This window comes from Muricauda sp. SCSIO 65647, assembly GCF_021534965.1.
Taxonomy (GTDB): domain Bacteria; phylum Bacteroidota; class Bacteroidia; order Flavobacteriales; family Flavobacteriaceae; genus Flagellimonas_A.
Genome location: NZ_CP091037.1, coordinates 435,124 through 451,699 on the forward strand (window position 1 = coordinate 435,124; position 16,576 = coordinate 451,699).

The following is a 16,576-nucleotide window of genomic DNA, read 5'->3' on the forward strand; positions in this document are numbered from 1 at the left end:
AGCTTGAAAAAATGACAATTGTCAGTTTAGGAGGGTTTTGAACTAGACAAAAGGCCAGTCAAATGACCGATTTGAGGGCACTTAAATCCACAATCTTAATGTTTCTTCCACCGATTTCTATGAGGCCTTCCTTTTTAAAAGTAGAAAGGGTTCGAATGAGACTTTCGGTGGCTATGCCAGCAACACTGGCCAAATCACTTCGAGCTATGTTTATCGGTTGATCGGGCCCTTTATCAAGTATCTTGGCAAACTGTAATAACGTTCGAGCTGTTTTTTTTCTGACAGAGCCGTAGGCCATTTGCAACAATTTGTCTTTATAGCCTGAGATGTTCGATGATAGCAATTCCATCAATTCCAATGAAACATCTCTGTTTTTTTCAAGTATCTGTCTGAGATTGGTCTTTGATATTTTTGCCACTTCAACTTTTTCAACGGCCGTGGCGCTTTCTTGATAGGTGACATTCTCAAAAAAAGAGGTCAGGCCCAAAAAATTGTCGGCATGGTAGAGACCAGTGATCAGTTCTTTCCCTTCTTCATCCATTCGATGGCATTTTACCACACCTTTCGATATCAAATAAACATGGTTTGCATGGGCATTCTCACCAAATATCAATGCCCCCTTCTCAAACCTTTCCACTATACCATTATCATCAATGAAGTTTTTCAATTGGTGCAGGGAATGCATCTCTTGATCATCAGTTTCAATATCATGAAAACCACTTCTTGCTTTTTCTGTCAGTAATTGTGCCTTAGCCAGCCTACTCTCAACGGCGCTTATAAGCTCTTCTTCCTCAAAAGGTTTGGTGAGATAATCATCGGCGCCCATATCCATTCCCTTTCTTATTTCTGAGCGTTCGGTCTTCGCTGACAAAAAGATGAAAGGTATATGTTTGGTCTGCAAATCTCCCGACAATTCTTTTAGCACACCGTACCCATCCATTTCTGGCATCATGATATCGCAAATAATGAGATCGGGCTGATAAGATCGAGCCTTTTCTATTCCAATTCTACCGTTAGGTGCAGAAACAATTTCATATCCAGAAATCTCCAGTAGCTCTGTCGTGTTATCCCTAAGTGCCGTATCATCCTCTATCAGGAGTATTTTTTTCATACTTCTAATTTAGAGCTTTTAAGAGGAAGCCTCAACTCAAATGTTGTTCCCTCATTTACGATACTTGTAAAGATAATACTGCCCCCCAAGTTTTCAAGATGGGCTTTGGCGATGTTCAACCCAATGCCAGTACCTTGCGTCAAAAGAGCATTGGCAGCTCTATAGTAACGGTCGAATATATACTTCTGATCGTCTTCAGGTATACCAATACCCTCATCGATGACCCTAATGGTTATGTCTTTTTTGTGCTTTTCTACTTGTAAATCGATTGTTGAGTCTTCTGAAGAATATTTGATGGCGTTATTGATGAGGTTTGACAATACCAGTTCCAATATCTTCTCATCAAATTCAAGAACAATTTCGTCGATGTTATTCGGATACAGTATTTTTTGCCCGGTTTTCAATAACATATTAGAGCCATATACCACCTCATTGATCACTTTGCTCAAAGGAAAAACGTGAACATTATATTTGATCTTTCCTGATTCCAATTTTTCCACTGAAAGAAAATCACTCAAGATGTTGTCAAGATATTTGACCTTGCCCTTTATCGTGCTCAAGTGTTTGTTGCGTTTCTCTTGCTGCTCGGTCTGTGTATATTTTGAGAGCAAGGCCGTAGAAGTAAGTATGGCACTGAGCGGCGTTTTGAATTCGTGCGATACCATCGACAGAAACTTGGTCTTCAGTTCACCCAGTTCTTTTTCTCTTTGAAGCGCTTCATTGGCCCTTTCTTCTGCCTCTTTTCTTCTCTTGACCTCTTCTTTGAGCTCAGAAACCTTATCTTGTAATTCTTGGGTGCGCAGTATGATTTTTTGTTCTAATTCCGTATTTAATTTTTTGATATGCGTTTCTTGCTCTTTTCGGTGTGTCACATCAAGAATAAGGGCCATAACATAGGTGTTGCCAGATAGCTCAAATGGGTTTAGCCCCACTTCTAAAGGAAACTGGTCCCCGTTCTTACGAATACCGTGTAGATCCAACCCGACCCCCATACGTCTTTTCTCACCACCCAACAAAAATTTCTTTACGTGCCCATCATGTGAATGGTGAAATCGATGGGGTATCAAGACATTTAACGGTCGGTTGAGCAATTCTCCTTCTTCATAACCGAACATTTGATAGGCCGAACCATTGCAGCCCACTATTAGGCTTTTGCTGTTGACCACTAAAATACCTTCAGAAACAGCCTCAGCAAGTAATCTGAAAATACCGCCGACCTTTTCGAAAACCTTCATATTCTCAAATGTAGTCATTAACTGATTTATATCATCAAATTTGATATATGATTGCCCTACATTTATTCTCATAACCCTAATGTCATGACACTTTCAAGTTCATCAGAAGTCGGCAATGCATTTTACCAAAAAGTAGGTTGTCTGTTCTATTCAATTGCAATGGCAGACCAATCTGTACACATAAGAGAATTGGATGCTTTGAAAAAAATAGTTCGCGACCAATGGCTCTCATTAGATGATACCGAAGATGAATTCGGCTCCGATTCCGCTTTTCAAATCGAAATTGTATTTGATTGGTTATTGGAATATGAAAAGGAGGGCCCTAGTTGTTTCGAAAAATTTGAGGATTTTTACCATGAGCACTATAGCATTTTTTCTCCAAAAGTGAAAGAACTTATCCTCAAGACGGCCCATGCCATAGCCAATGCTTTTTCTGGTAAAAATAAATCTGAATTGGTGCTATTGGGCAAATTGGAACTTCTTCTAAAAAAAGATAAATAACGGCTATATTTTCATCGTAAGCACCGGGGTAACGGAACGCTTTGTCAACATTTCACCAATACTGCCCTTAAAAAAGTGAACAAGCCCGGTTCTGCCGCGTGTGGGAATGATGACCAAGTCTGCACCCTGTCTCTCACAAAAGCCCATGATTCCCTTGCCGATGCTGTAGTCATTAGAAACATCGATAACAACATCTGTACCGGCCAACGCCCGAAAAACATCGATTTTCTTGTTGATTTCCTTGGTACTCTTGAAGTCTTTGTTGGGAAGGTTTATAAACAACACTTTCAATTCGGCCGAAAATCTTTCGGCAAATTCACGAGCTCTTTTATAAGCCCTTATACTCTCTTCCCCAAGATCGGTCGAGAACACTATTTTGTTCACATCAAATGAGGAATGTTTCCTCTTTATGACCAAAACGGGCACCCGAGAGGTTCGAATGACCTTATCGGTATTGGACCCGACCACAAAAGGGCCGATTCCGCTATTCCCATGGGAGCCCATCACAATCAAATCTACCCAATTTTCTTCGGCAATTTGGTCCAGTTCACTGAATATGGTATAGTTCTGAAGCATGACCTCAACCTCTATTCCCTTAAGAAAAGGTTCCTCCAATAGGGGTTTGAAGCGCTTTTTGGCCATGTTCATGTAGTATTGGGCCTCTTCGTGCTCTTGCCTGTCACTTTTTGCCAATACTGCTTCTGAAAGCCCCAGCATATGCAACATCACTATACTGGCTTTGGTCTTTGTGGCTATCTGGGCCGCCACTTCCAAGGCATACAGAGAATATTCAGAAAAATCAATCGGAACCAAGATTTTGTCCATGGTACTTTTAGCAATCAACTTGTTGTCATAAAAGGGTCTATCACCAAAGGTACTGATTGCGATGATTATTTGAAATGAAAGTTATCACCAATAAAACCGGTGTAAGATATCGGGTCTTTTAACCTAAAATTTGGACTTGGCTGTAAAAATACTTTTCTATCTTTGCCTGCCCAAAGCACACCCGGGTGCTGGAACTGGTAGACAGGCATGGTTGAGGGCCATGTGTTCATTAGAGCGTGTGGGTTCGACTCCCATCCCGGGTACAAATCCCTACCAAATCTGGTTGGGATTTTTTTGTTTTTACCGGCCTATATCCACTCCATTTTTATTCCAATGTAAATTTTAACGTACCTTTTTAAAGGTCGAATGCTTTATTAAACTACATTTGTTTAACCATTTTTACAAAAAAATGAACAATGTAAAACAATCGTTCAGCATTCGCGATATGGAAAACCTGTCGGGAATTAAGGCCCATACCATAAGAATATGGGAAAAACGTTACAATCTTTTCACTCCCGAAAGAACAAGTACCAATATACGCACCTACAGCCTTGCGAGCCTTCAAAAATTGTTGAACATCACCTTGCTCTACAACAACGGCTACAAGATTTCCAAAATTGCCAGGATATCGGAAGGTGAGATACCCAAAAAAGTCAGTGAAATAATCTCAAGCACAAGTGAAAAGAGCCATGCCATAAATGCCTTAAAACTGGCAATGGTAAATTTCGACCAAAGTCTATTTTACGAAACATATGATGCGCTTTTAGAGAAAAAATCGTTTAAAGAAGTATTCTACGATGTTTTCATACCGCTCTTGACCGAACTTGGCCTCTTGTGGCAGACCGATACCATAAGTCCGGCGCACGAACATTTTATCACCAACTTGATAAAACAGAAAATCCATGTACATGTCGAGCAATTGCAATCCAGGGCTCCAAGAAGGAATGATAAGGTTTTCGCACTTTTCCTTCCAGAGAACGAAATACACGAAATAGGGCTGCTCTATGTGAACTATGAGATACTGCTCAGAGGCTATAAAACCATATATCTAGGTCAGACCATGCCTCTTGAAAACCTGGGTGATTTATTAAAGTACTTTGACAATATTCATTTTGTGTCTTACTTCACGGTCTCACCGACAAAAGATCGATTGGAAAAATATATTACAGATTTCACCAATGACCTGAATCGTCATGGCCAATCAAAACTTTGGATTTTAGGACGTCAATTGCAGCATCTTTCGTCGCATGAATTGCCGAGTTCTGTAAGAACGTTTGGCACAATAGATCAACTCGCAGAAGCACTCTAGCCGTATTTAAATGAAAAAAGTTGTAATCATAGGTTCTGGATTCTCATCACTGTCTACGGCTTGCTATTTGGCCAAAAACAATTTTGACGTGGTCATTCTCGAGAAAAACAGTACTGTTGGTGGCAGGGCACGACAACTCAAAAGAGATGGTTTTACTTTCGATATGGGGCCCAGTTGGTATTGGATGCCTGACATCTTCGAAAATTTTTTTCAAGACTTTGGGAAAAATACCTCCGATTTCTACCATCTTGAAAAGCTTGATCCCGCCTATAAAATATTTTTTACCGATGATCAAGTAACCATAGGTGATAGCCTTGATAAAATTTGTAAAGAATTCGAACGGTTGGAAGCCGGAAGTTCACAAGAACTTAGAAAGTTCATTGGCAAGGCCAAAAAGAATTATGATGTCGCCATCAACGACATAGTGCTTAGACCAGGGCAATCCCCTTTTGAGCTGGTCACGGCAGACACGGTTCTCAGGATCGATCAGTTTTTTAAGAATATCAGTCAAGAAGTTCGAAAAAGGGTCAATAATCCCAAATTGGTCTCCATCTTAGAATTTCCTGTGCTCTTTCTAGGCGCAAAACCCAGTAAAACCCCTTCATTTTACAGTTTTATGAACTATGCCGATTTCGGTTTGGGTACTTGGCATCCAAAAGGTGGTATGTACCAAATCATAGAGGCAATGCAAAAATTGGCCACCGAATTGGGGGTTGCTATTTATACCGAAAGCCAGGTCAACAAAATTAATGTTTCAAAAGGCCAAGTGCGATCGGTTACGGTAAACAACAAAGAAGTAGCCTGTGATATAGTGGTCAGCGGAGCCGATTACCACCATTCAGAAACATTGTTGGATGCAAGGTACAGGCAATTTTCTGAAACCTACTGGCAGAATAGAACCTTTGCTCCCTCTAGCCTTTTGTTCTATGTTGGTTTCAACAAGAAACTGAAAAATATTGAACATCATAATCTATTTTTTGATACTGATTTTGAGGCGCACGCCAAAGAAATCTATGACAATCCGAAATGGCCCGAAAAGCCATTGTTCTATGCCAATTTTCCATCGGTTTCTGATAGCACAATGGCACCTGATGATTGTGAAACAGGATTTTTCTTGATTCCCATCGCACCTGGCTTGGAGGATACCGATACACTGCGAAACCAATATTTCGACATCATTGCCGATAGGTTCGAACATCGCACTGGGCAAGAGATTAAAAATAGCATTATATTTAAAGAAAGCTATTGTGTGAAAGATTTCGTCAAAGACTACAATTCATACAAGGGCAATGCCTATGGCATGGCCAATACGCTACGCCAAACTGCTTTTCTAAGGCCACCATTGAAGAACAAAAAAGTCAAGAATATGTTCTTCACAGGGCAATTGACCGTACCGGGACCAGGTGTTCCACCCGCTTTGATATCAGGAAAATTGGTTTCAGACCTCATCATCAAACAATACAAATAGTACATGAAAGCGGTTTTCGACAAAGTTTCGTATCAATGCAGCAAAACGGTCACCAAATCGTATAGCACCTCTTTTTCTTTGGCCACTAAAATGCTATCATCCTCGATACGGTCAGACATTTATAATATTTACGGTTTCGTCAGGTTTGCTGATGAGATTGTTGACAGTTTTCATGAGTATGACAAAGAAGATTTGTTGAACCACTTTGAAGATGATCTAGAAAAGGCCCTTTCACAGCGAATCAGTCTAAACCCCATCTTGAATGCTTTTCAGCATACCTACCACACATACCAAATTCCCAAACACTTGGTAGACTCTTTTATGAAGAGCATGCGAATGGATCTTACCAAAAAAGAATATAGCACCGAAAGCGAGTATAAAGAATATATTTATGGATCGGCCGACGTGGTTGGCCTAATGTGCCTTTGTGTGTTTGTAAAGGGAGATAAAGAAAAATACGAAGCATTGAAAGAGTCGGCCATGGCCTTGGGGTCTGCTTTTCAAAAAGTGAATTTTTTACGAGACCTTAAGGCCGATTATGAAGAATTGAACCGAACCTATTTTCCATACATCAATTTAGCAGAGCTTGACGAAAAGTCAAAAAATCGCATCGTCGAAGAAATAAGAGACGATTTCAAAAAGGGTTATCTGGGCATAACGAAACTTTGCAATGATTCTAAGTTTGGTGTTTATACGGCATACAAATATTATAACAAGCTATTGGACAAATTGGTTAAAACACCGCCTTTAGAAATCAAAAATACGCGCATTAGGGTACCTAATTATCAAAAATTTGGGTTATTGGCGAAATCATATGTCAACTATAAATTAAATTTGGTACAGTAATGAAGATTCTTGTTTGGATATTGATTTTTTTGGCCACTTTTTCCTTTATGGAATTTATGGCATGGTTCACCCATAAATATATCATGCACGGATTTCTCTGGAGTCTTCACAAAGACCATCATAAAAAAGATCATGACTCATGGTTTGAACGCAACGATGCTTTTTTTCTTTTTTATGCCGTGGTGAGCATGGTCTGTTTCTATTTAGGTGCCCAGACCGACTTTTGGTACGGTTGGCCTCTTGGTTTTGGTATATTGGCTTATGGTATCGCCTATTTCATGGTACACGACATTTTTATCCACCAACGTTTCAAAATATTCAGAAATGCCAACAACTGGTATGCCCGTGGGGTCAGAAGAGCGCATAAAATTCATCACAAACATTTGGGCAAGGAAGATGGGGAATGCTTCGGAATGTTGGTAGTGCCCTTTAAATATTTCAAGAAGAAGTAAAATTATCGCGCAATCAGTGTGTCCAACAACTGATGGATCTCATCGGTGTTCCAATTCGCTATGCCATCTTCTACATGCACCGCAATGTTTCCCTCTTTGTCGATGATGTACGATGAGGGCACAATATCAACATTTACGGGGGCCTTTTCGCCAATGATCAAATAAGTGACCGGAAAAGTGAATTCTTTTCTTTGCATGAACTCTTCTACCGGCGGGCGTTCTTCATTGGTAATGACATAAAAAACGACTTCGCCCGCATATTTATCGTATAATTTTTGAATGCTGTGGAGCTCTGCTTCTGAAATCAATTTCCATGATGCCCAGAAATTGATAAAGACAACATAGTCTTTCGAATTCTCGAAATTGAAAAAATCCCAATTGGCATCCTTCAGTTTCCAGTCATAATCGACAATTTTTTTCCTTTCTTGTTCAGCAATCACTTTGGGGCCAAAGTTGAAGGCCCTAATTAAAAAGAGCTTTCCATAATAGCCCATCGGGGTTACAAAGAAAGACAGCACAAAAAGAATGAGCAGTAGGTTGAGAACGGTTTTTCTTTTAAATTTCATGGTTAGTTGGGAAGGTTTGTTCAAAAATAAAGAACTCCTGAAAAATCAGGAGTTCTTTTATTTATAATCATCAAAGCGTTAAGCATTTTCCTTTTTTATCAGGTTCAGGGCTGAACCCTCTTTAAACCATTCTATCTGTGAAACATTATAGCTATGGTTGGCCATAATGGTATCTTTGCTTCCATCTGCATGTATTACTTCAATGGTCAAGGGCTTGCCAGGAGTGAAATCAGCGATATCAACAAAATTAAAGGTATCATCTTCTTGTATAAGATCATAATCATTCTCATTGACAAAGGTCAAGGCCAACATCCCCTGCTTTTTTAGATTGGTCTCATGGATTCTTGCAAAAGATTTTACCAATACTGCGGCCACGCCCAAGTGCCTTGGTTGCATGGCGGCATGTTCGCGAGAAGAACCTTCGCCATAATTGTGGTCACCGACCACAATTGTTTTGACTCCCTCGGCCTTGTAGGCCCTTTGTGTGTCAGGCACACCACCATATTCACCCGTTAATTGGTTCTTGACAAAATTTGTCTTCTTGTTAAATGCATTGACAGCGCCTATCAACGTATTGTTGGCAATGTTGTCGAGGTGGCCCCTGTACCGCAACCATGGACCCGCCATTGAAATATGGTCGGTGGTACACTTGCCAAATGCCTTGATAAGTAATTTCATGCCTTTAAGGGCTTCTGGCTTAATGGGCACAAACGGCTCGAGCAACTGTAGCCGCTCAGAATCTTTGGCCACTTTTACCTCAACACCGCTTCCATCTTCTTTTGGAGGTATATATCCGGCATCCTCGACTGCAAATCCTTCTGGTGGCAGTTCATACCCGCGTGGTTCGTCGAGCATTACCTCTTCCCCATCCTCATTGATCAGTTTATCGGTTACAGGGTTGAAATCTAACCGGCCTGCAATGGCGATGGCGGTGACCAGTTCGGGCGAACCCACAAAGGCCAAGGTGTTTGGATTGCCATCAGCCCGCTTTGCAAAATTTCGATTGAACGAATGTACAATGGTATTTCGGGGGCCATTGGCCGCCTTGTCACCATAGCGGTCCCACATACCGATACAGGGGCCACAGGCATTGGCAAATACCGTGGCGCCAATATTGTTGAACGTATCGATAAAGCCATCACGTTCAATCGTGTAACGAACCTGCTCAGAACCAGGGGTGATGGTAAACTCTGATTTTGTCTTTAGATTTTTATCGGCCACTTGTTTTGCCAAAGATGCCGCTCTTGAAATATCTTCATAAGATGAATTGGTACAAGAACCGATAAGTCCGACCTCAACGTTCAAAGGCCAATCGTTTTCTCTTGCCGCTTCACTCATCTCTGATATGGGGGTCGCCAAATCTGGTGTGAAAGGCCCGTTCAGATGGGGCTCTAAGGTAGATAGGTCGATTTCTATCAGTTGGTCGAAATAATCCTCTGGATTTTCATAGACCTCGGGATCGGCGGTTAGATGTTCTTTTACCTCTTTGGCCGCATCTGCCACATCGACACGATCAGTGGCCCTTAAATAGCGATCCATTGATTCGTCATAGCCAAAAGTAGAGGTCGTGGCCCCAACTTCGGCACCCATATTACAGATCGTACCCTTACCGGTGCATGACATTGAGGTGGCTCCCTCACCGAAATATTCGATAATGGCGCCCGTACCTCCTTTTACCGTTAGAATATCGGCCACTTTCAAAATAACGTCTTTGGGGGCCGTCCACCCTGACAATTTTCCGGTCAGTTTGACCCCAATGAGCTTGGGAAACTTTAACTCCCAAGGCATTCCGGCCATTACATCAACTGCATCGGCGCCGCCTACTCCTATGGCTACCATGCCCAATCCACCGGCATTTACAGTATGTGAATCCGTACCGATCATCATCCCCCCAGGAAAGGCATAATTCTCCAATACCACTTGGTGGATAATCCCTGCGCCAGGTTTCCAAAAACCGATTCCATATTTGTTCGAGACCGATTCTAGAAAATCGAAAACTTCATTGCTGGTTTCGTTGGCCCTTTTCAAATCTGCTTCCGCTCCTACTTTGGCCTGAATCAAGTGATCACAGTGCACGGTGGTAGGTACCGCAACTTTGGGCTTGCCGGCGTGCATGAACTGCAGAAGCGCCATTTGTGCCGTAGCGTCTTGGCAAGCGACACGATCGGGGGCAAAATCGACATAATCCTTACCTCTGGCAAAAGCTTTTTGCGGATTGCCTTCCCATAGATGGGAGTACAAAATTTTCTCTGCAAGGGTAAGGGGTCTTCCCACCAATTTTCGCGCTATTTCTACCCGTTCGCCCATGGTAGCATAGACGCTCTTGATCATGTCTATATCAAATGCCATTTTGTAGTTGAATTTTCGAAATTATAATTTGCTAAAATTACAAAATAAGAGCGGGCTTTGAAACTAATCATGCGCTGATTAGCACGCTTTTTGGCAGTTATCAAAAATCTGTGCCGGTCTTTATCACATCCTGATTATTTCACGGACAAAAATATGCCTTTACAAAAGGCTATCAATAATCGCTTCGATGGATATGCCGTCGGCCTCAGCCTTGTAGTTTTTGAGTATTCGATGTCTCAAGATACCATGTGCCACCGCTTTTACATCTTCAATGTCAGGGGAAAACTTGCCTGATATGGCGGCATGGGCCTTTGCCCCCAAAACCAAATTTTGGGATGCCCTGGGGCCGGCTCCCCAATCGATATAATTCTTGACAAAATCGGAAGCGCCATCAAGCGTGGGCCTGGTCTTATTGGCCAGCTTAACCGCATAGTCAACCACATTATCAGGAACAGGGATTCGACGAATAAGATGCTGAATGTCATTGATGGCATCTGCGCTGAAAAGCGTGTTGAGCACCACTGACCGATCTGATGTGGTCGATTTCACGATATCGACCTCTTCGTCAATGGATGGATAGCCCAATTTAATGGCGAACATAAAGCGGTCTAGTTGTGCCTCTGGTAAGGGATAGGTACCCTCTTGTTCAATTGGGTTTTGGGTCGCCAAAACAAAATAAGGTGATTCAAGCTTATGTCGCTGACCGGCAATGGTCACCGCACGCTCTTGCATGGCTTCCAACAGTGCTGCCTGTGTTTTGGGCGGGGTTCTGTTGATTTCATCGGCCAAAATAATATTGGCAAAGACAGGGCCCTTGATAAATTTGAAATTGCGGTCTTTGTCAAGCACTTCGCTGCCCAAAATATCGCTTGGCATCAAATCAGGGGTAAATTGAATACGCTTGAAGTCCAGGCCAAGGGTCTGGGCAATGGTATTCACCATGAGGGTCTTTGCCAAACCGGGAACACCAATGAGCAATGAATGCCCCCCAGTGTATATAGACAACAGAATCTGATCAACTACCTCATCTTGCCCTATGATGACCTTTGCGATCTCATTCTTTAGGGCCCGGTGTTTTTCAACAAGGTTTTTGATTGCGGCTACATCAGACATGCATTTACTCTTTTAACCAGTTATTGGCAAAATTGCAGTCTTTGTTTTCGGGGTCAACATGTATATAGGTGTCTTGAATGTGCTCGGTCATCCATTTTTGGATGGCTTTGAGTTGCTTTTCACGCAAGGCCAATTCTTGAATCTTTATGTAATCTCTGGCAAAATCTGCCACATGCTCATCATATCGGTTCGAGATTTTCATAATCTTGAATTTGGGTGCCCCTCCCCTAGGGTCATCTTCCCTTACAGCTTTCGAAATTTCACCATCCTTTAGATTTCTTACCTGGTTATAGAGTGTTGGATCCATTTTCGTCAATTCAAAACGGGAATCAAAGTTGATGGGGTTTCTAAGAAGTCCGCCATCAAATTTGGTCTCTTTTTCATCTGAAAAATTCAGGGCCGCTTCAGAAAAGGTATACTTGCCATCAAGAATGTGCTGGCGAATGGTATCAAGTTCTTTAAGGGCGGTCTCAGTAGCTTTTTCAGAAATTTCAGGAATCAACAAGATATGTCGCACATCACGCTCTTGGCCCCTTACCTTCTCAACCTTGACAATATGATAACCGAACATGGTCTCAAAAGGCTCGGAAATCTGGCCCTCTTGAAGACTGAAAGCTGCATCTTTGAACTCTTTTACAAACGGGGTCTCTTTCGTCATTCCAGGATAGAGGCCGCCTTTTGATTTTGAACCAGGGTCTTGCGAATACAAAATGGCCTTGACATTGAAGCTTGCTTCATTTTCCTCGACATCTTGCTTAATGGTCTTTAACCGATCGATGACCTTTTGTTTTTCTTCTTCAGATGCTTTTGGCTGCTTTACTATTTGGGCAATTTCAAGTTCTGCACCGAATACTGGTCGCTCACCTTCGGGAATCTTAAAGAAAAACTGCCGTACCTCTTCTGGGGTCACTTCAAGATCTTCTACTATTTTGCCCTGCATTTTTTCTGAGAGCATACGCAGTTTGTTGATTTCAAAAAGTTCAGATCTAAATGATTCTAGATCTGGTTTTTTGTAGTACTTCAACATTTTTTCAATGCTTCCAATTCTAGAGACCAGTTCATTGATTTGTGCATCGCTTTGGGCATTTACTTGATCATCTGATACCAAAAGGCTATCTTGCACCGCTTGGTGGGCATACAGCCTGTCTTCCATCAATTTTCCCAATAGCTGGCAGTGCGTGATGTCCTCGGTCGATGCCCCTTGGCTCCGAAGATCGATCAATGTCTTTTCAATATCAGATTCCAATATCACATAGTCACCTATCACAGCTGCAATACCATCTATCTTTACTTTGTTGATGGATTTCACGGTATCGTTCACGGCAGTCATCTCAGCCGATTCTTGACCAAAAGCATAAGCCAGTCCGACCGTCATGAACAACAAGAACAACGAGCTTACTCTATCTATACAGTTCAAATTCATTTTTTTTGATTGCTTCATCTATGATTTCCGTTTGTAATTTTTTGATATGGCCAAGTCTTCTTCTGTTAAGGATAATCTGTCGTATATTGGGGGTAATATAGGGCAATGGTGCGATTTCATTGGCCTCTAAAACTTGGATAACTTTTCCCAAATATACCCCTAATGAATCTTGCAGTTCAAAAAATTGTGATTTTTTTAAGTACCTGTGCTGGTTATCAGAATTCAGGGGGCTGATTTCATTAATGACCCTTGATGCACTGACCCAAACCGAATCGTTCAAGTGCAATTTCTTGAACTGTACCGCTATGGAATCGAGATATCGACGATCATCATCCTCAAAAGTCCGCAACTTCTCTTTAACCTCGTCCTTATTAAGAAATTGATTGGGCAGCACCACGAAACGAAGCTGAACCAATTTTTTGTTCAATACAAAATTCTCTTTTTCATCTTCATAGAACCCTCGTAGTTCAGCGCTGCTGATCGTAGTATCGTTTGATTGCTCGACCAGGGCATCGAGATAGGCCCGGGTGTAGAGATCGGTGCGATATTCATCAACAAGCTTATCGTACTTTGAAAGTTGTTCTTCAGAAAGATTGATTTTGGCCTTTGATAGCAGCAACTGCTTTGCCGCCCAATTGTTGATGTAGTTCACGACAAAAGCCGTACTATCTTGGGGTGATAGGCTTTCGTCTACCAAAGGTTCCATATCTTCTCGGTAGAGGTAGTGTTCACCTACCCTCGCTATGGGTTTTTTCTCTTCCTTTTCCTTAAAAAAGGAGCTACAAGATGATACAAGGCTGAATATACCTATTAAAAAAATAAGTTTGGGGTTGACTTTGGCCGAAAAATGCATTTGGCAAAAATAACAATAACTTCATGTTGGGCAAGAGTACTCTACCTTGATTAACAGATTTTTAGTAGGCACTGCAAGTCAATATTTTAGTACATTAGTAAGCAAAACCAACACCAATGAAATACACTACCGAGATTCTTATTGACCTTCCCAGAGATGAATTTCTCAAGAAACTCGACAATGCTGAAAACATGAAACACTGGCAAAGAGGTTTCATGGGCTACGAACAGCTTTCGCAAAACCCTGGTGAAGAAGGTGCCCGAATGAACCTTAAATACAAAATGGGAAAGAAAACTATTGAAATGGTAGAGACGATCATCAAAAGAAACCTGCCAGAAGAATTTCATCTGACATACGATACCAAAGGGGTACATAACATTCAGAAAAATTATTTCAAGGAAGAAGATGGCAAGACCCGTTGGATTTCTGAAAGTGAGTTTCAATTCTCTTCATTGGGCATGAGACTCATGGGGTTGCTCATGCCAGGTGCCTTTAAAAAACAGTCAATGAAATATGCCATAGATTTTAAAAACTTTGCTGAAAAGGGCATTTCAGTGCTTGACGAAAAATAACTCATGGAAAAATCGGTACATCGAAAAATAAAACTCATCTGGGACTTTCGTGGTCCTGCAGCCGCCAAAACCGCAGAACACCATGAAAAGCATTTGGCAGAATTTATCTTTCTCGAAAAATTAAACAACGACATCACAGGTTTTTCCCATTTCAGCGATATGCACAGCATGGCTTACATGGTGGTCGATGAATCAGAGATGAAAAGCGTTCGAGATGTATTAAAACCCCATAGAGGTGAGGTCTATGAAGAGATGTAAACAACAGCTCATGTCAAGAACCCTTTTGGTGGTGGCCATTGTTGCCTCATTTTTCTTGGCATGTGAACAAAAAACAGCGGGTGACCCTTTAAAAAAGGCCCTGTCATCAGAAGATGTCCGTATCAAACGGGTGATTGACAATCTCGACCAATACGAGGTGCAGATACGATATACCCAAATCGACCGCTATGGTGATAGTCTAAATTTTACCGATTACGATTTTCAGGTCAATGTCGGTACCTATTTTTATCCGGCCAGCACAGTTAAGTTTCCCGCAGCAGTTGTCGCACTGGAAAAACTGAACGAAATCGATTCGGTACATCGCGATACCCGGTTTTATATCGAGGGTGATTCTATAGAGACCAGTTTTTCTGAGGCCATACTCCAAATTTTTGCTGTCAGCGATAATGCCGCCAATAACAGGTTAATTGAGTTTTTGGGGTTCGACGACCTCAATCAAAGATTGAAAAAAAGAGGTGTTGCGCCCATACGTATTTCGCACCGGTTGTCGGTCAAAAATGGCGATGATGTCACGACAAAACCCTTGATCATCTATACGAATGATAGCACCACGGTGACTTCCAACCCCATTGTCAACAATGTTCCGGTTGCATTGAAACTAATGGGAATCAAAAAAGGAAAGGGGTTTTATGCCCAAGATTCCCTATACCAAGAGCCTTTTGACTTTGGGTTGAAAAATTATTACCCTATCAAAGCCCAGCATGCTTTGTTGAAACGGATTATTTTTCCCGAGCAATTTTCAGAGGAAGAACGTTTTGACCTCACCAACGACCAGCATCATTTTCTGTTGAACGCCATGCAAATACTCCCTAAAGAGGCGGACTATCAAAAAGAAAAATACTATGACAGCTATGGCAAGTTCTTCATCTATGGTGATTCAGAAGAACCTTTGCCAGACTATATCAACATTTATAACAAGGTGGGCTATGCCTACGGTACCCTTACCGATTGTGCTTATATAAAAGACACCAAAAACAATGTCGACTTTATGCTCACGGCCACCATTTTGGTGAACAAAGATGAAATATTCAATGACGATCTCTATGAGTATGATGAGGTGGGCATTCCTTTTTTGGCGCAATTGGGTCGTGAACTTTATGAATATGAACTAAAACGCAAAAAATGAAACCTTTTGACTTTACCGAATTCACCAAAAAAATATATATCAAGGCACCCTTGGATAAGCTGTATTGGTGTTGGGCCACAAAAACGGGCATTGAAACATGGTTCTTACGGAAAGCGGTCTATACAGATGCACAAGGAAAAAACAGGAAGCCTGAGAGCCTCATACAAACAGGTGATGACTATACTTGGGAATGGCACAATTGGAACGGAAAAGAAAAAGGCACCATCTTGGAGGCCAACGGCTCTGATTTTTTCAAATTTTCATTTGCCAATGACATTTGCAAAGTTTCCGTTGCGCTTGAAGATAAAAAAGATGCCGTACTACTCACCTTAAGACAGTATGATATGCCCACCGATGAAGAGACCAAAATGAACATATACAACGGCTGTAGCTGTGGGTGGACATTCTGGTTGGCCAACCTAAAGGCCTTCCTAGAACATGGTATCGTGTTGAATGAAAAAGAATTCGACCTCACCGACATTCCACAGGCCGGTCATATCTATGTTAATATGTAAATGGTCAAGATGTGACTTTATTGCCAAAATAGT

General features: G+C 41.6%; 17 protein-coding genes and 1 tRNA gene. 10 read left to right on the forward strand and 8 right to left on the reverse strand.

Annotated elements, in window-relative coordinates:
- Positions 1 to 58: 58 nt before the first annotated feature.
- The gene (locus L0P89_RS01890; protein WP_235266713.1) at positions 59 to 1,111 is read right to left on the reverse strand and encodes a response regulator; all 1,053 of its coding nucleotides are present in this window, start codon (positions 1,109 to 1,111) and stop codon (positions 59 to 61) included.
- Positions 1,108 to 2,346 carry a PAS domain-containing sensor histidine kinase gene (locus tag L0P89_RS01895; RefSeq protein WP_235266714.1) on the reverse strand — a complete coding sequence of 413 codons (1,239 nt, stop codon included), beginning with the start codon at positions 2,344 to 2,346 and terminating at the stop codon, positions 1,108 to 1,110. Before L0P89_RS01895 ends, L0P89_RS01890 begins: the two co-directional genes overlap by 4 nt.
- Positions 2,347 to 2,430: 84 nt before the next feature.
- On the opposite strand from L0P89_RS01895, the gene L0P89_RS01900 reads away from it, so the two are divergent.
- Positions 2,431 to 2,847: a hypothetical protein gene (locus L0P89_RS01900; protein WP_235266715.1), complete on the forward strand. Its 417-nt coding sequence runs from the start codon at positions 2,431 to 2,433 to the stop codon at positions 2,845 to 2,847.
- Positions 2,848 to 2,850: 3 nt separating this feature from the next.
- Here L0P89_RS01900 and L0P89_RS01905 read toward each other — a convergent pair whose 3' ends face one another.
- Positions 2,851 to 3,672 carry a universal stress protein gene (locus L0P89_RS01905; protein WP_235266716.1) on the reverse strand — a complete coding sequence of 274 codons (822 nt, stop codon included), beginning with the start codon at positions 3,670 to 3,672 and terminating at the stop codon, positions 2,851 to 2,853.
- Positions 3,673 to 3,851: 179 nt separating this feature from the next.
- Here L0P89_RS01905 and L0P89_RS01910 point away from each other — a divergent pair.
- The 5 genes from L0P89_RS01910 (at position 3,852) to L0P89_RS01930 (ending at position 7,747) form a co-directional block, all read left to right on the forward strand.
- A tRNA-Leu gene (locus L0P89_RS01910) sits at positions 3,852 to 3,935 on the forward strand.
- 146 nt (positions 3,936 to 4,081) lie between these two features.
- Complete coding sequence (locus L0P89_RS01915) at positions 4,082 to 4,981, forward strand: MerR family transcriptional regulator (RefSeq protein ID WP_235266717.1); 900 nt, start codon at positions 4,082 to 4,084, stop codon at positions 4,979 to 4,981.
- Between the two features lie 10 nt (positions 4,982 to 4,991).
- A complete protein-coding gene (locus L0P89_RS01920; protein WP_235266718.1) occupies positions 4,992 to 6,449 on the forward strand; it encodes an NAD(P)/FAD-dependent oxidoreductase in 1,458 nt (485 codons plus the stop codon).
- A 3-nt stretch (positions 6,450 to 6,452) separates the two neighbouring features.
- Entirely contained in the window at positions 6,453 to 7,295 is an 843-nt protein-coding gene (locus L0P89_RS01925; RefSeq protein WP_235266719.1) for a phytoene/squalene synthase family protein, read from the forward strand.
- Positions 7,295 to 7,747, forward strand: a complete 453-nt coding sequence (locus tag L0P89_RS01930) for a sterol desaturase family protein (RefSeq protein ID WP_235266720.1) — start codon at positions 7,295 to 7,297, stop codon at positions 7,745 to 7,747. Before L0P89_RS01925 ends, L0P89_RS01930 begins: the two co-directional genes overlap by 1 nt.
- Before the next feature lie 2 nt (positions 7,748 to 7,749).
- On the opposite strand, the gene L0P89_RS01935 is transcribed toward L0P89_RS01930, so the two are convergent.
- The 5 genes from L0P89_RS01935 to L0P89_RS01955 form a co-directional block, all read right to left on the reverse strand.
- A complete protein-coding gene (locus L0P89_RS01935) occupies positions 7,750 to 8,313 on the reverse strand; it encodes a TlpA family protein disulfide reductase (protein WP_235266721.1) in 564 nt (187 codons plus the stop codon).
- A 78-nt stretch (positions 8,314 to 8,391) separates the two neighbouring features.
- Positions 8,392 to 10,662 (reverse strand): aconitate hydratase, encoded by a 2,271-nt coding sequence (locus L0P89_RS01940; protein ID WP_235266722.1) that lies wholly within the window; start codon positions 10,660 to 10,662, stop codon positions 8,392 to 8,394.
- Positions 10,663 to 10,821: 159 nt separating this feature from the next.
- Positions 10,822 to 11,775, reverse strand: a complete 954-nt coding sequence (locus L0P89_RS01945; RefSeq protein WP_235266723.1) for an AAA family ATPase — start codon at positions 11,773 to 11,775, stop codon at positions 10,822 to 10,824.
- A gap of 4 nt (positions 11,776 to 11,779) precedes the next feature.
- Positions 11,780 to 13,216 carry a peptidylprolyl isomerase gene (locus tag L0P89_RS01950; protein ID WP_235266724.1) on the reverse strand — a complete coding sequence of 479 codons (1,437 nt, stop codon included), beginning with the start codon at positions 13,214 to 13,216 and terminating at the stop codon, positions 11,780 to 11,782.
- The gene (locus L0P89_RS01955) at positions 13,176 to 13,904 is read right to left on the reverse strand and encodes a peptidyl-prolyl cis-trans isomerase (RefSeq protein WP_235266725.1); all 729 of its coding nucleotides are present in this window, start codon (positions 13,902 to 13,904) and stop codon (positions 13,176 to 13,178) included. Before L0P89_RS01955 ends, L0P89_RS01950 begins: the two co-directional genes overlap by 41 nt.
- 263 nt (positions 13,905 to 14,167) lie before the next feature.
- Here L0P89_RS01955 and L0P89_RS01960 point away from each other — a divergent pair, with 263 nt between their 5' ends.
- The 4 genes from L0P89_RS01960 to L0P89_RS01975 are packed head-to-tail and all read left to right on the forward strand — an operon-like array spanning position 14,168 to position 16,543.
- A complete protein-coding gene (locus L0P89_RS01960) occupies positions 14,168 to 14,623 on the forward strand; it encodes an SRPBCC family protein (protein WP_235266726.1) in 456 nt (151 codons plus the stop codon).
- 3 nt (positions 14,624 to 14,626) lie between these two features.
- The gene (locus L0P89_RS01965; RefSeq protein ID WP_235266727.1) at positions 14,627 to 14,881 is read left to right on the forward strand and encodes a hypothetical protein; all 255 of its coding nucleotides are present in this window, start codon (positions 14,627 to 14,629) and stop codon (positions 14,879 to 14,881) included.
- Between the two features lie 10 nt (positions 14,882 to 14,891).
- On the forward strand, positions 14,892 to 16,028 hold the full coding sequence (locus tag L0P89_RS01970) for a serine hydrolase (protein ID WP_235266728.1): 1,137 nt from the start codon (positions 14,892 to 14,894) through the stop codon (positions 16,026 to 16,028).
- Positions 16,025 to 16,543, forward strand: coding sequence for an SRPBCC domain-containing protein (locus L0P89_RS01975; RefSeq protein WP_235266729.1), 519 nt, complete (start codon positions 16,025 to 16,027; stop codon positions 16,541 to 16,543). The genes L0P89_RS01970 and L0P89_RS01975 overlap by 4 nt, the downstream gene beginning before the upstream one ends.
- Positions 16,544 to 16,576 lie beyond the last annotated feature (33 nt).

Bases quoted from the DNA above. Each gene is read 5' to 3' on its own strand.
- L0P89_RS01900 (WP_235266715.1), top strand. From the start codon at position 2,431: ATGACACTTTCAAGTTCATCAGAAGTCGGCAATGCATTTTACCAAAAA.
- L0P89_RS01945 (WP_235266723.1), bottom strand. From the start codon at position 11,775: ATGTCTGATGTAGCCGCAATCAAAAACCTTGTTGAAAAACACCGGGCC.
- L0P89_RS01890 (WP_235266713.1), bottom strand. From the start codon at position 1,111: ATGAAAAAAATACTCCTGATAGAGGATGATACGGCACTTAGGGATAAC.
- L0P89_RS01950 (WP_235266724.1), bottom strand. From the start codon at position 13,216: ATGAAGCAATCAAAAAAAATGAATTTGAACTGTATAGATAGAGTAAGC.
- L0P89_RS01905 (WP_235266716.1), bottom strand. From the start codon at position 3,672: ATGGACAAAATCTTGGTTCCGATTGATTTTTCTGAATATTCTCTGTAT.
- L0P89_RS01925 (WP_235266719.1), top strand. From the start codon at position 6,453: ATGAAAGCGGTTTTCGACAAAGTTTCGTATCAATGCAGCAAAACGGTC.
- L0P89_RS01930 (WP_235266720.1), top strand. From the start codon at position 7,295: ATGAAGATTCTTGTTTGGATATTGATTTTTTTGGCCACTTTTTCCTTT.
- L0P89_RS01960 (WP_235266726.1), top strand. From the start codon at position 14,168: ATGAAATACACTACCGAGATTCTTATTGACCTTCCCAGAGATGAATTT.
- L0P89_RS01895 (WP_235266714.1), bottom strand. From the start codon at position 2,346: ATGAAGGTTTTCGAAAAGGTCGGCGGTATTTTCAGATTACTTGCTGAG.
- L0P89_RS01970 (WP_235266728.1), top strand. From the start codon at position 14,892: ATGTCAAGAACCCTTTTGGTGGTGGCCATTGTTGCCTCATTTTTCTTG.
- L0P89_RS01935 (WP_235266721.1), bottom strand. From the start codon at position 8,313: ATGAAATTTAAAAGAAAAACCGTTCTCAACCTACTGCTCATTCTTTTT.
- L0P89_RS01975 (WP_235266729.1), top strand. From the start codon at position 16,025: ATGAAACCTTTTGACTTTACCGAATTCACCAAAAAAATATATATCAAG.
- L0P89_RS01915 (WP_235266717.1), top strand. From the start codon at position 4,082: ATGAACAATGTAAAACAATCGTTCAGCATTCGCGATATGGAAAACCTG.
- L0P89_RS01940 (WP_235266722.1), bottom strand. From the start codon at position 10,662: ATGGCATTTGATATAGACATGATCAAGAGCGTCTATGCTACCATGGGC.
- L0P89_RS01920 (WP_235266718.1), top strand. From the start codon at position 4,992: ATGAAAAAAGTTGTAATCATAGGTTCTGGATTCTCATCACTGTCTACG.
- L0P89_RS01955 (WP_235266725.1), bottom strand. From the start codon at position 13,904: ATGGAACCTTTGGTAGACGAAAGCCTATCACCCCAAGATAGTACGGCT.
- L0P89_RS01965 (WP_235266727.1), top strand. From the start codon at position 14,627: ATGGAAAAATCGGTACATCGAAAAATAAAACTCATCTGGGACTTTCGT.